Annotated in this window: 12 protein-coding genes; 3 read left to right on the top strand and 9 right to left on the bottom strand. The window is 44.5% G+C overall.

Translation table 11 applies throughout. The features are described 5' to 3' along the window. The first annotated feature begins 118 nt into the window (after window positions 1-118). The gene (locus tag PK654_RS17055) at window positions 119-1,426 is read left to right on the top strand and encodes a DUF2314 domain-containing protein (RefSeq protein ID WP_271700204.1); all 1,308 of its coding nucleotides are present in this window, start codon (window positions 119-121) and stop codon (window positions 1,424-1,426) included. A 132-nt stretch (window positions 1,427-1,558) separates the two neighbouring features. Here the strand turns inward: PK654_RS17055 and PK654_RS17050 are convergent, their stop codons facing one another. From PK654_RS17050 to PK654_RS17040, 3 genes are all read right to left on the bottom strand, one after another. After that, window positions 1,559-2,257 carry an MOSC domain-containing protein gene (locus PK654_RS17050; protein WP_271700202.1) on the bottom strand — a complete coding sequence of 233 codons (699 nt, stop codon included), beginning with the start codon at window positions 2,255-2,257 and terminating at the stop codon, window positions 1,559-1,561. A 165-nt stretch (window positions 2,258-2,422) separates the two neighbouring features. Further along, window positions 2,423-2,842: a VOC family protein gene (locus PK654_RS17045; protein WP_271700200.1), complete on the bottom strand. Its 420-nt coding sequence runs from the start codon at window positions 2,840-2,842 to the stop codon at window positions 2,423-2,425. 115 nt (window positions 2,843-2,957) lie between these two features. Beyond that, window positions 2,958-3,389, bottom strand: a complete 432-nt coding sequence (locus tag PK654_RS17040) for a DUF2000 domain-containing protein (RefSeq protein ID WP_271700199.1) — start codon at window positions 3,387-3,389, stop codon at window positions 2,958-2,960. A 122-nt stretch (window positions 3,390-3,511) separates the two neighbouring features. Between PK654_RS17040 and PK654_RS17035 the strand changes: the two genes are divergently transcribed. Then, window positions 3,512-3,955, top strand: coding sequence for an Lrp/AsnC family transcriptional regulator (locus tag PK654_RS17035; RefSeq protein ID WP_271700198.1), 444 nt, complete (start codon window positions 3,512-3,514; stop codon window positions 3,953-3,955). Between the two features lie 9 nt (window positions 3,956-3,964). On the opposite strand, the gene PK654_RS17030 is transcribed toward PK654_RS17035, so the two are convergent. From PK654_RS17030 to PK654_RS17015, 4 genes are all read right to left on the bottom strand, one after another. Beyond that, a complete protein-coding gene (locus PK654_RS17030) occupies window positions 3,965-5,125 on the bottom strand; it encodes an MFS transporter (protein WP_271700196.1) in 1,161 nt (386 codons plus the stop codon). A 286-nt stretch (window positions 5,126-5,411) separates the two neighbouring features. Next, on the bottom strand, window positions 5,412-7,421 hold the full coding sequence (locus PK654_RS17025) for a flavohemoglobin expression-modulating QEGLA motif protein (RefSeq protein ID WP_271700194.1): 2,010 nt from the start codon (window positions 7,419-7,421) through the stop codon (window positions 5,412-5,414). Further along, the gene (gshB, locus tag PK654_RS17020) at window positions 7,402-8,442 is read right to left on the bottom strand and encodes a glutathione synthase (protein ID WP_271700193.1); all 1,041 of its coding nucleotides are present in this window, start codon (window positions 8,440-8,442) and stop codon (window positions 7,402-7,404) included. Before gshB ends, PK654_RS17025 begins: the two co-directional genes overlap by 20 nt. A 3-nt stretch (window positions 8,443-8,445) precedes the next feature. After that, entirely contained in the window at window positions 8,446-8,808 is a 363-nt protein-coding gene (locus PK654_RS17015; RefSeq protein ID WP_271700192.1) for a DUF413 domain-containing protein, read from the bottom strand. 136 nt (window positions 8,809-8,944) lie between these two features. Between PK654_RS17015 and PK654_RS17010 the strand changes: the two genes are divergently transcribed. Next, a complete protein-coding gene (locus PK654_RS17010; RefSeq protein ID WP_271700190.1) occupies window positions 8,945-9,832 on the top strand; it encodes a LysR family transcriptional regulator in 888 nt (295 codons plus the stop codon). 32 nt (window positions 9,833-9,864) lie between these two features. On the opposite strand, the gene PK654_RS17005 is transcribed toward PK654_RS17010, so the two are convergent. Both PK654_RS17005 and PK654_RS17000 read right to left on the bottom strand, forming a co-directional pair. Then, on the bottom strand, window positions 9,865-12,312 hold the full coding sequence (locus PK654_RS17005) for a trimethylamine-N-oxide reductase 2 (protein WP_271700188.1): 2,448 nt from the start codon (window positions 12,310-12,312) through the stop codon (window positions 9,865-9,867). 15 nt (window positions 12,313-12,327) lie between these two features. Beyond that, window positions 12,328-13,422: a NapC/NirT family cytochrome c gene (locus tag PK654_RS17000; protein WP_271700187.1), complete on the bottom strand. Its 1,095-nt coding sequence runs from the start codon at window positions 13,420-13,422 to the stop codon at window positions 12,328-12,330. Window positions 13,423-13,748: the final 326 nt, after the last annotated feature.

Below are 13,748 nucleotides of genomic sequence, written 5' to 3'. Positions count from 1 at the left end.
CTATCGCACATCACAATTTAACTTACGGAATAACAACTAGATATATTTACTGACATACAATCGACTGAGTCAAGTTCATGCCCATTACCAACGATAAATTAAAAAGAAGAGCTAATTCATGAAATCAAAGCTAGTGATGAGATGGTTTATTTCTCTGTTTTTCCTTTGTTACTCGGCTTTATCTATTGCCAGTTTTGCAGACATTAGATACCGAACTATCATTTACTTTTACCCACAGGAAAATGCTCCATCCATTCCCACTTCGGGCTTAATCCCAAACGGATTTACAAAGGTGAAAAAGCTGCCTGAAACAGTAGACAAGCCTTACGTTGTTCTTGATCATATAACAGATTTTTCTGAAACCTATCCGGTACCTGGCCCAAGTTACTTAGCTTATTTTGGCCGCGGTTTAACAAGCCAGCAAACTGAGCAGATTCAATCGTCAAACAAAGCACTAATGGTTGACATTGCCGTACCAATACAATCTGCGTTTGAAAGCAATAAAAAGCTAAATAACTGGATGTTCGAGTTAGCTTCAAAATACGATGCAACAATATGGGATTCTGAGACCAGAGAACTATTTTCAGCAAACGCCTGGAAAGTTAAAAGAATGGACTCTTGGTCAGAGTTTCTGCCCGTCATTAAAGACAACATTGTTATTCACTCTTATGAAGATAATGGCTCGACAAGAGCAATTACATTGGGTATGGCGAAGTTCGGACTACCTGATGTTGTTGTAAACGATTTTACCTGGTCATATTCAGACAATATAGGACGATTAGTAAATCTGACTACCCAACTCTTAGCTGAAAACCAGAAAATTGCAGACCAAAAACTAAATATAGATATCAGTAAACTCAAAGAGTCCCACTACAAAGAAGCGCTATTAGATAGCTTGTATGAAAATGCTAAAGGTCACGCCGTAATAGGTATAGGTGAAGCTAAGTGGGAAGAGGGTGACCCATATAATGAATTGATTGAGCTTGTATTCGATGATGCTGAAGGAGAAACTCTCAGTGAAAAGCATGAATCTTTCCTTACCTCAGTGTTTGGCCGTCACGATCCTCTACTTCAGGTAAAACACAATGAAGAAATCCTCGCGGCGAGCAAACGGGCAAAAACTCAGTTAAATCAATTGAGAACCAGTTTTAACGCCGGACTTGAACCTGGTGAATATATTCAGGTTAAGGCTCCCTTTTTGACGGCTGATGGTGGAAATGAATGGATGTGGATAGAAGTAGTTAAATGGGACAATCAAACGATTGAGGGGCTATTGCGGAATGAACCCTATAATGTTCCTGAACTAAAAAGAGGCTCGAAGGTTACCGTCAATCAGGGTGATGTATTCGATTATTTCCATACCTTTCCTGACGGTACCTCAAAAGGAGATGAAACTGGTGACTTGATTATGAAGTATAAAAATTAAAACAAGTACTTATTTCCTGAACAATTTCTTAAAAGAAACACCTAAAGCAAACTCAGCACATCATATTATTATTTTGATGTGCTGAGCCTAACCAACAGCAGATGTAAGAAATCAAACCTGCCGATAGTTAAATTAGTCTGCCTCACCAGTCGGCCCAACTAATCTCGGTTGCCAGTTTTCTACTACACCTTTTTCCAGACGATTGATAACAAGTCTGTGCCATGACTCTTCAAGAGGGATATCAGCTAGTTGGCTTAACTCATCATTGTCTAAGCAACCCGTAAAGATAGCACTCATAATGCGGGATAATGACCACTTCGGATAAGGTCTTTCACATAAAAAGATCTCATCACCGGAGCCTATCTCTCCTTCTTCAAGCACCCTGAAATACCAGCCGGTTCTTAACGTGTCCTGTAGCCTTTGAGCCATATCGTTCTGCTCAAACCGGACGTTAAGTTTCCAGCAAGGCATTCGTCCCTGAGAAACTTCAAGTAAGGTTGAGCCAATACGAATTTTATCTTTCAGGCACACTGCTGACTCGGTAATACCAGAACAACTCAGGTTTTCCCCGAATGCGCCTACTGATTTAAGAGCTGATTTTTCACCTATCTCATTTTGCCAGTCTGCATAATGTTCAGAAGGATAAATATGAATAGCCTTATGAACACCACCATGAAACCGAGGATCGCCCTGTTCATCATAGATAAAACCAAGGGAGTCAGCCTGCTGTCGTCCTGAAGCTACTTTCTTGTTAATGGCACTTTGGGAACCGTGAGCAAACGACTCTGTTTTTCCGGTTAAAACGGCATTGATCACACCTATTTTCTTCATATTTTATGTCTCTTTGTGTTAGCAAACGAGCTGTCATGCTCGTTAATGCCGGTTTAGAAATACCAGTGCAGATAAGCCTAATCAATCTGCTCAGTTTTTAACAGCCATTAAAACCTCTGCTATCTGGTATTTTTCCCAGTTCAACCGAAAATATGAAGAGATGTATTAACTTGATTGGTTACGCAGCTTGGGATCATCACTAAGGTACTCCACAAACTCCACTTCAAAGCCAGCCGGATCAATAAAATAGATATTCTTACGATAAGGTTCTTCAGCACCATCTTTGGCTATGGGGAAACCAGCCTGAGTCAGCCTTTCAATAACACCGTCAATGTTATGAGTGACATAAGCAAAGTGAGCCAGACCAACCTGATGGCCGGATAAATCACGGTTTTCTCCTTCACCATGATCACTCATGGCGATGTACTGATACTCATCACCAAAATGGAGCCAGTTACGTGCTTTACCGTACCACTCTCCTTTTCCTTCATCGCGCACATACCAATGGGGAAATGCCGCCTGATAAAACGTCAGCATTTCAGGGATATTCTTTACCACTAAGTTCACATGTTCTAACTGGATCATTCTTCTCTCCTTAAAGTATTTTTGTAATCCACGTCGTACATGCTAATACCTCAAGTTAACATGAGGTAAAGAGTTTTTTTAAATTAATTGAAAGTACTTTAGAAGCTTTGCCTGACTACTTATACAAACTAAACTTCTTTGTGATTGCTCTTAGTGCTTCCGTCTCTCCGAACAGGCAGATCCCCAGATAATTTAAATCAACTTCTGGCGTAGATGCGGTTACCTCTTGCTGTACGGTTGAACCACCCTCTGTCATTGTGTCGGTAAAGTCGGTGAACGTAATACCTTGCGCAATAGCCTCTTCTCTTACCTTTCTGATTTTATTGGAATTATCAGCCTTTAAAACGATAAACGGATAGTGGGATATGTTTTTATGCTGGTTTTTATCCTGATCGATATAGTCAACGTAAACGGCATCACCTTCCGGCAGAAAATCAGACAAACCAACACTAAGATGACCAAGAACATTTACCGTACGGCCAATGTCCATTTTCTTGTTTAATACGGCAACAAATCTTTTCGAAGTTTCATCCGGCAACGGCTTCATAGCTAACTCTTCCTTTGAATAAATAATCACGTAAATAGGAAAGAACACTATATACGGCTTTACGCGCAATAAAATTTATTTATATTGTTACCACAATACAAAATTCACAACATACTTTAATCATGAATAGACTTAACGACAGAATATTGCAGGAGTTAGCTAAGAGCGGCAGAATCACCAACGCAGAACTGGCACAGAAGATTGGCCTCTCTCCTTCCGCTTGTTTGCGCCGAGTTCAGGATTTAGAAAGCAAAGGGATCATCAAAGGCTATAAAGCCATCATTGATTACGCCGCACTTGGTCGCAATTTCGTTGCTTACGTAACAGTGGGGCTAGATTCCCATACCAGTGAAGCTCAGAAACAGTTTGAAAACGCTATTTCGATTTCAGATGAGATAGTGGAATGCCACAACCTGACGGGAGAATTTGAATACCTGCTTCGAGTGGAAACAGCAGACCTGAAAAGCTATAAAGCCTTTCATGCGGATACACTCGGAAAGCTTCCACATATCGCAAAAATAACAACGCACGTGGTTATGGATTCTCCTAAAGACCAGCGTGCGTAAGTTCTCCGGTTACTCTCCTGCTATGGCATGTTTATTAGTACGAATACTGGCGATAAACATGTAAATAGCTGTCGCCATCATAATGGCAAGCAGGTAAGTCATTAAGCCTTGTGTGCTCTCCATAAACCAGCCTGCGATCACGGGGCCAATAACAGAGCCAAGACTATAGCAAAACAGCATTATCTGACTCGCAGAAACTATTAAGCTCTTGTCTAACTTATCGCAGCCTAAGTTGATGGCGATGGGGTAAAGGGCATAGCTTGCCATACCAATTAACAGTAAGCTGATAGCCAATACATTATGGTGGCTATTTAAAATAACCAGACCAATTGCGAACACTCCAAGAAGACAAAACATTCCCATTAAAGGCGTGCGTCCGACAACTCTGATCAATAAGGGAATAACTGCCTGAACCAACATCCCGCCAACAATGATCAATGCCATTAACAAGCTCAGATGAGTCTGAGATACATCACGATGGGTTAATTCAAGCGGCATTAGTCCGTAAATTGCGCTCTGTATTAACCCCGCAACCGTACAGCCGATGATAGCTGCATGGCTTAGTTTAGAAATTTGCCTGAATGACAAGGTGGCAGAGTTGTGACTTTGAGGTGGCTGAGTCGGAATAAACATCATGACCACAAGTGCTGCACTCAATAAAGAGAGTATGACTACAAACGGAATCAGCCCCTGAATGCCGACAAAACCTATTCCCAGCTGACCCAATGCCACGCCACCGGTGATGGAGCACATATATAAGCCAAATCGTTTCGCCCGGCTTGCTTCATCTCCGGCAAGCAACCACGATTCAACAACAACGAAAAGACCGGCCACCGCTATGCCACCGACAAAGCGGGCAATAAACCATACCCACGCCACGGGTGCTAACGGAAGTACTACAATGGTCGCGATAAATAGTGATAAGCAGACAATAAAAGCCATGCGGTGGCCGATAAATTTCACTACAGGTTTAATGGCAGACGTTCCTACAAACAGACCGGCAAAAAACACACTAGCTAACCAACTCGCGTTATTAGCATCAATCCCATATTCACCCAGTAACAGTGGTATTAGCGTCATCAGGTAGGCTGACGCAATGGCATAAAGTGATAGCGCGGCAACGGGTACTTTAAATCCTGTTTTTACAGCGAAATCAGTTGTGCTTTCCACTCGCGTTACCTCCTTTGATGAACGTGCGAAAATAGAGTGAACTATGGGATTAGATAAGTAATTTCCGGCGAATATGAGGCTTTCAGAGGTGGTAGTAAAACGAAAAAATTTTATCTTCACGATAAAGAAAATCTATCGAATAAAAATTCGATATTCGTCCTTTAAAACAGCGCAGAAAAATCGATTGATTGGGTAGGTAACACTTTGATTTAAAGCGATTACATCACGATAAATGCAACCGCTTTTTAGAAGCATTTTTGCCTGTAGTTGACTTAGTTAAAAGAGGCTATCTGTTACGCAGGGTTCTGATTAAATAATCCAGAATCGGCGGGTTCTCTTCTTCGGTAGTATCAAACCCGTGAAACGGAGGTTTTAACCATTGCCGGTGAACCAGCTCATCGATTAAATCATGATATTTAACGCTGCATTTACCGATCAATAAATTATCTAACGTTCGGCTTTCAGATAAATGCAGCAGTTCCACAAAACCTGCCAGATATAAATGGTCTTTGGTAAAACCGCCACCGCGATAGACACGTGTCGTTATATTGAAGGCAAGCTGACTTTCAATCTCAAGCTCTTCTGTGAGGTAAGAGTAAGTCTGGAAAAAGTCCTGCTCTTTCAGCATAGAGTCCACAGCCAAAACTCGTGCCGCAAGTATCTTAAGCCGGTCCAAAGACATAAAACCCGCTTTAAACTCCGCAAGTATGGCCAGCCCTTCCTGAGTAAAGGTTGATCCCGGTAAACCCAGCCTGAATATTGAGATTGGCTGCATTCTGGCATTAAGTGTTGTTGCCATATGCACACCAAGTTCATGCTGGATAAGTCGTGCTATCTCTTTCTCCCCGTATGTCGCTCCGCTATTGAAAAAAAGCGTCGGCGGATTGGAAGAGACCATAGCTTTAGCAGCAAGGGATGCCGTTTCAGTAATCTTGCACTTCATTCCCCACCGGCTAGCCGCCTCAGAAAGCAAAGTTTTGGCGTAGGATGCCTCTTTTTCCGGTTGAGCATCGTCATCCAGTTCCTGCGCATAGAGTAAAAAGCGGGCATTCTTTAAGGCGGCAGTATCTGGCCTGCCGTGGTATTTAAGCGAGCTGTATAAGAATGAGTCTTGCCCCACTGATGTCAGCAGATCGACCTTTTCACTCAGTTTATCGATCATGTCACTGTAAAGTCCTTTCAGATCAGGGTCAGCAATCCGATCAATAGGCAACTTATAGAGCTGATGCTTAAACTCGTTTGCATTAACAGGCAACTGGCGATAGCGATAGTTGGGTTTGTAGCGTCTCGGGGCAGCAAAAAAGCGCGCCCGTTCCCGGACTAAGTTGGTCGGGTTAACGTACTTCAGCGTCTCTATTTTTTTCGCAAGCCGGAACAACGATTTGTCGACACTCAGGACAGAAGTATCGATCTGTGAGCTCAGCATATCTGCCCGTCGCACACGGGATTTAGCACTAACTTTGCGCTGAAAGTAGGCACTGGTGGCACTAAAAGCCTGTTTGAGACCAATTTGAACGGATTCCAGCACAAGGGGGAAAAGCGCTCCGCTCTGTTCATCCATAAACACCTTTTTCACTTCTGTGGGAAGCACAAGGGTTCTGTCGAAATGAGCATTGGTATGAGCAATAAGGTATCCTCTTCCCTCAAAAACAGCATCAACTTCTGCGGTGGTGCTGATGTTCGGTAAAGGGATTTTCTTCAGTTCTGAAGTAAAACGCTCAACAATCGGCCCCCAACGTTCCATATCAATCTGAGTACTGCCGATGTTAAAAACAGGCGAGGCTTTTTCAATGCGCTGATGGTTATAGGAGTGCATATCAAAAACGATAACATGGCGAAACATTGATTCCAGCTTAGTGATCAAGGCTTCATAAAGCAGATAGAACAACTCATGTTTAGAGTGGCTGATCTTACGCTGGTTTTCCGACAGTGCCTTTTTCCATACTTGTTTGTTCCATGCCGATTTGTGGTAAGTACTCAGAGCTTTGGGACGGTTAAGATCGTATTCAAACCGGGAGTCCAGACCAATAAGCGTGATGGGCTGAGACATAATCATCTGGTCGGTATACGGATCTTCCTCGAAATATCTCTCTTCCGTACTTAACTCGCACTGCTTTATCAGCTCAGGCCGCATCTGGCTGCCGGCATGGATAGCTGTACAGACTACAGGCAGATCTTCATCGATTTTAATAAAACAGCCACTGCCGGCCAGCAACCCCTGAAAGGGTTGCTCCCGGTCTATCATGCGGATCATTTCATCCAGGGTAAAAGAGGCATCAAGGTTCAATGTGAGCATCTTCCACAGCACGACGGAACACATTCTTCCTTTGTAAGATCAAATCTTTAGAAAGAACGATGTTTTCCACAAAATCAATAACCTGACGTTGTAGTCGGGTGCGGTTCAGCTTGTTAATTCGGGTAATTCCGCCCGGGCTGAGGACATTTACCTCTACCAGTTTATTGCCAATGACATCAAGGCCGGTGAAATACAGTCCGTCACGCACCAGTTTAGGACCAATGGCGGCACACAATCTTTTCTCTTCCTTAGTGATGCTGTGTTTAACAACGGTTCCTCCGGCATGGATATTCGAGCGAATCTCTCCCTGTGCAGGAACGCGCCGCATAGCCCCGATAGGTTCTCCATTTAGCATTAAAATGCGTTTATCACCCTCTTCAGCGCCTTCAATGTAGTCCTGCAGAATAACGTAGTTGCTCCGGTCACCTTCACCAATGTAAAAATCGAGCAATGAACGGAAGTTCTGGCGGGCATTCTTTTCGATAACAATAACGCCGTGACCACCGAAACCATTTAAAGGCTTCAGAATCATTTTTTCGCTCTCACTCTCTTCCAGTACCCGCTGAAGATAATCGCGGTTTTTTGACACGTGAGTCGCCGGGATAAAATCGCTGGCAATCCCCTCCATGCTGGCAGTGTAAAGCTTGTTATTGGCAATACGCAGACCTTCCAGATCATTGACAATCAGAGTGTCGTTTTTAATGGAATCAAGAAAGTTCAGGGCAAGGTTATCCAGTGGCGGATTTGCCCTCATAAAGATGACATCAAAGCCGGCCATTGGCAGTCTGGCTTTCTGAAAATCAACCTGCTTGTAGAATCTCGGTATGTTGTCCGAAATCTTTTGACCTTTTTTGATGATTTGGCAAAAACCGTAAACCGTACTGTCTCGAATGGTCAGGCCGCTGGTTGTGGTAATAGCCACTGTATGGCCGCGAACAGCGCATTCATGTACTAATCTCAGGGTGGTATCGGATTCTGGGGAAACACGCTCCCATGGATACATCAGGAAACAGATGTTCAATGATTAGCCCTCAAAGTCGGAACTGCTCTCTTCCGTTAAATCAATCAGTGACTGACTAACAGAAGGCTTTTTGCTGCTTAACGTATGGAAGTGCTTTCTTCCACGGGCATATTTAATGTACTTCAGCCAGGTTGTTTCCAGCTTGGTATTGGCTTTTTTAGGATCTTTTAGTGCCTTTAAAAAGTGCTTCTCTTCAGCATTCTCCGGTTCAAGCCGTCCTGTTTCTAAGCCATCCATAGTGTCGCCGTAATAGATCAACAGCTCTTCCTCCAGAATGGTAAAGTTTCCTGATTTCGCAAAACCACGGGGAAATGCTTTGTCGTCGTAGAAGCGTTTTTCGCCCATCCGAAGTAGAATTTCAGCCATGTCGACCTCATTGTTTTTTGTCATTGGATTGAAGCGAAAGTTAGTGGGAAACCGGGGGTTTGAAAATCAAAATATTTTTGTCGTCTCGACAATTAATTGTTGTTATGCTTCGCTGGAAATAACGTGAGATAAGAATATGGACGTAAAAGTATTCCAGACATTTCTGGAAGTGGCGAAAGAGAAGCACTTTGGCCGCGCAGCAGAAAACCTCTATATCACTCAGGCTGCGGTTAGCGCCAGAATAAAACAACTAGAATCTTTCTTTGATACCACGCTGTTTACGCGGGACAGAAATGCCATCAAGCTAACATCGGCAGGGGAGCGTTTAATTGGCTATGCCGAAGTGATGGTCTCTTCCCTTGAGCAGGCAAAATTTGAGCTGTCGCTGGAAAAAGGTAAAGCACTTCAGCTTACCCTTGGCGGAACTCCAAATATCTGGGATGCCTATCTGCAAAACTGTCTGAGTATCGTAACCGATGCGTTTGAAGGTTATGGTTTTATTGCTGAAACACTATCGCGGGAGCAGATTAACCGCAATTTGCTGGAACGTACCCTTGATATGGCGTTCGCCCTTGATCCGATCAAGTCAGACGAACTCTCCTGCAAGCATGTTGCTGATCTTGTACTGACTCTGGTATCAACAGAGCCCTGTCTGGAGCAGCAAGCGTTTGAACAGAAGTACATTTATGTTGACTGGGGTACCCGTTTTGCTTCAGAGCATGCAGAAAGGCACCCCTCAGTGCCAGCCCCATATTTGCGAACCTCTACCGCCAGAATCGCATTGGATTTTGTTTTGGAAAAAGGGGGGACGGCTTACCTCCCCACCTCGGTAGTCGAACCCTTTCTGGCGAGCGAACAACTGTTTAAAGTGGAAGACAGCGAAGACTGGTGCAGGCCTATCTATCTCAGCTACCGGAAATCAAGTACGTCAATTGAGGCAATTAAACAGGTAGAACATCTGGTCGCAGAAATCGATCCTCTTACCGGCTATAGTCTTCAACAAGCTGGCGAAGGGGGAGTGTAAAGGGCTCCAGACAGAGCCCTATAAAATACAAATTACGCATCCTTAGGTGGAGTAAATGCCGTTAGCTCTAACGCCGGGCCTGTATATTTCTCTAGCTTCACCAGCGCAGAGTTTGCTGCGCAGCCATTAGCTAAACGGGAAGTAGGAATATCCAGAGTCAGGACATTTGCTCCTCCGTTTTTGCACAAGCCCGTCTCTTTATCGAGATCTGGCCATCCGCCTTCATGAATACAAACAGCGCCTTTCTTAATTCCATCAGTCACTAAAGCCCCTGCAAGCACTTGCCCCCGGTCGTTATATACCCGAACCAAATCACCGCTTTTAATGCCTCGTGCTTTGGCATCGTCTGTATTGATGGAAATAGGTTCACGATTTGCAATCGCATACTGTTCCCTTAACCCGGCATAGTTAAACTGGCTATGCAGGCGATGGGCAGCATGTGCCGTCATCAGTTGCAGTTCATCACCCGTTGTTTTCAGGTAAAACTCGGTAGGCTCTAACCAGGTAGGGTGCGCAGGACAATCTTTTAATCGGTAACCTTCAATGGTTTTAGAGTAAATCTCAATCTTACCGCTGGGTGTACCTAAAGGATTGAGAATAGGATCATTTCTGAAGTCAGCATGGCGGACAAACTGAGCCGCTTTGTTATTGAACTTCATTTCTATCAGTTGATTGTCGTTCCAGAACTTACCGAACTTAGGCATTCTGATCCGCGCTGATTTCGCAGCTTTCTGCGCAGCATCATAAAACCCTTTCAGCCAGCCCATTTCATCTTTGCCTTCGGTAAAGACGTCGCGTCCGCCGGCTTTTAATAGTTCAGCCATGTCAGCAAAAACATCAAAGTCATTTCGGGCTTCGCCCTGAGGTTTCACGACTTGTTTCATCGGTACTAAATGCTGGTTGCTGTAGTCACCTGTCATGGTCATATCATTGCGTTCAAATGACGTAGTGATCGGCAGTACAACATCTGCGTGTTTGGCTGCGGCAGTCCAGTAGATCTCAGAGATTACAATGAGCTCCGGTTTTTGCCATGCGCTGATTAACCGGTTAGTGTCCTGATGATGAGTGAAGTTACCGCCGCCGGCCCACCAAATCATCTTCACATCCGGGAAAGTTAACTCGTGGCCGTTATGCATATACTTCTTACCCGGATTTTCGAGGGCTTCAACAATTCTGGCTACCGGGAAACTGTTTACTGCCCCCGAGATTGCCCAGTCGTTACCAGCGGAAGAACCTCCGCCAATAGAGGCAGAAATAGCAGGTAATACACCAGCATCTCTGGTCGGGTTACCACCATTTGAATAGTGATAAGAGAGGCCAAATCCTCCGCCCGGCAAACCAATTTGCCCCAGCATTGCCGCCAGAGTAGCCAGCATCCAGTGGCGCTGCTCACCATATTGCTGTCGTTGTATCCCCCAGCCGGACATTAGCATGGTTCTGTTTTCGCTGAATATTTTAGCCAGTGTTTCCAGTTGTTCGGCTGGCACACCACATATTTTCTCCGCCCATTGAGGGGTTTTCTCTACTCCGTCAGATTTGCCAAACAGATAGTCTTCAAACTTTTCATAACCGGTAGTGTACTTATCGAGAAAGGCCTTATCATGTTTTCCCTTACTCACCAGAGCATGTGCGATGCCAAGCATCATCGCGACATCGGTCATTGGATGTGGGGCAATCCATTGAACAGTTTTTCCTAAAAATTCGACCGTTTCTGAGCGCATAGGATCAATAGCAATAATGGTTTTGCCCGATTGTTTCAGTTGATGGAAGAACTCAAGCCCGGAGCAGTCAGTCGATGTCCACGCTATTTTCAGAGTGTTAAGTGGGTTCATTCCCCACAACACCACTACCTGTGAGTTTTCCAGCACCATGGGATAGGTTGTCTGCTGTTCATAAACCTCAATAGAGCCCATCACGTGAGGCATGATCACCTGAGCGGCTCCAGTCGAATAGTCACCGAGATGACCAGAATAGCCCCCCGCCATACTCATGTATCGCTGCAATAGTGTCTGCGCTTTATGTAATACGCCACTGGAGCGCCAACCATAAGAACCGGCAAAGATTGACTCCGCACCATTTTCATTACGAATACGCATATGTTGCTGGTGTATCAGCTTATAAGCTTCATCCCAGGAAACACGCACAAAATCATCGTCGCCACGCTTACCTTGCGGGTTGGAAGGATTTTCAAGGTATCCTTTACGAACCATAGGAAATTTTACCCGCGCCTTTGTATAAACCTGATCTGGCCCGGTGGTTTGCAGGCTGTTGGCAACGGTTTGCGCCAAAGCATTGGTTGAGGAAACCAATTTACCGTCTTTAACTTGACACAGTAGCGGCCCCATACGTCCGGCCGTTAACACACCTTTGCCTCTTTTGTTATCCGCAAAAGCCGGTATCGGTGTCAGTGATGTCATTGCCAGAGTGCCGGTTGCCATACCTGTGCCTTTTAAAAAACCTCTACGCGTTATCTCATTCATGGTGTTTCCCTTCTATTAGTGATTGACCACATCTTTCGCGTGGTGCTGGAAATACTTGGTTAGCAGCTCTAAATCTTCTTCAGTAATATCTGTTCTCTCTCCCATTCCTTTTGCCACTGGCCCCCACGCGTTCACTGTGTAGTGGCTGGCAGCGATTTTTGCGTGACAGGTAGAGCAATAAACGTTATCCAGTTGTTCTGCGTACTGCCAAAGTGGCTGCAGGCTATCCAACACCGGGGCGTTGACTGATGCCTTCAACATTGCACTACGCCACTCATTGCCATACTCGTCTTGCTGATAATTGCCGGTTTCAAGCATCGAAATACCCTGCTCTGACAAGGTTGCAACAATAGCCCGCTTACCTTTATCCAGATAAAGAACCTGTTCCGCCCCCTTCATTTGAAAAGCGTTGATTTGAATTTGACGTCTGCCGTCATTTTCAGAAATAACCGTTAATTTTGTAGCCGGGTTGATAAAGCCGAGATCGCCCATTGCAGTCCGTTGAATTGGATAGACAAGTTCACTGTTTTCGGGGGTGGCATTTGCTGTGCTTAACAGCTTGTCGAATGCTGCGCTGTCCAGTTCAGGTTCGGGAGCAAAATGGGCAACGCCTTTGTGACAGTCGATACAGGTTTGATTGTTCTCCTGAGCGTATTGATGCATTTTTGCGGCATCAGAAGACTGCTCAAATGTGTCCATTGCCTCGAATGTATGACAAGAGCGACAGGTGGCGGAATCATTAGCCCTGAACTGCGTCCAAACCCTTTCCGCCATCGCCATACGTTGCTGTTCATATTTTTCTTCGCTGGCTATTTTTCCGCTTACATATTCGTGGTAGATGTCTTTGCTTGCTTTGATCTTGGTGAGAATGTAACCGGGAACATCTTCAGGAATATGGCAATCAGAGCACTCAGCTCGTATCCCCTTGGCATTGCTATAGTGAATGGAACCTTGGTACTCCTCATAGGGTATCGACATGGAATGGCATGAGGTACAAAACTCACTGCCGGATGTGTAATGCATTATTGCTGCTGTACCAGCTAAAGAGAGCCAGCCTATAAAGATCCCGGCGGCAGCAATAAACATAATTGAACGTTTATTAATGACCATACATTGCTTCTTTTTTCTGAATTACTCACAGCGCAATAATAATGCTTTAGGGTCAGTGAATAGTGAGGCAGGTCTTTTGTTTACATTTTCGCCAGTTGCAGGCTAATTTTTTGGAAAAGTAATCACAATAATCTTTGCGGGAATATAAATCAGGTGATTAGCAAATGGATTAATCATCATTAATTACAATAAGTTATACTGATTTAGCTTGGGAGGGACTAGTAAAAACCTACTGAGTAATTATTTGTCAGGGGGAGTAGTAATTTTGCGTGACGTAGGCATTACCACGCAGAGCATGATAACGAGCGACATATGCACCCATACGC

Source organism: Vibrio sp. SCSIO 43137 (genome assembly GCF_028201475.1).
Classification (GTDB): Bacteria; Pseudomonadota; Gammaproteobacteria; order Enterobacterales; family Vibrionaceae; genus Vibrio.
Note: the sequence above shows the minus strand (reverse complement) of the source record. Positions and strands in the feature narration are given on the sequence as shown.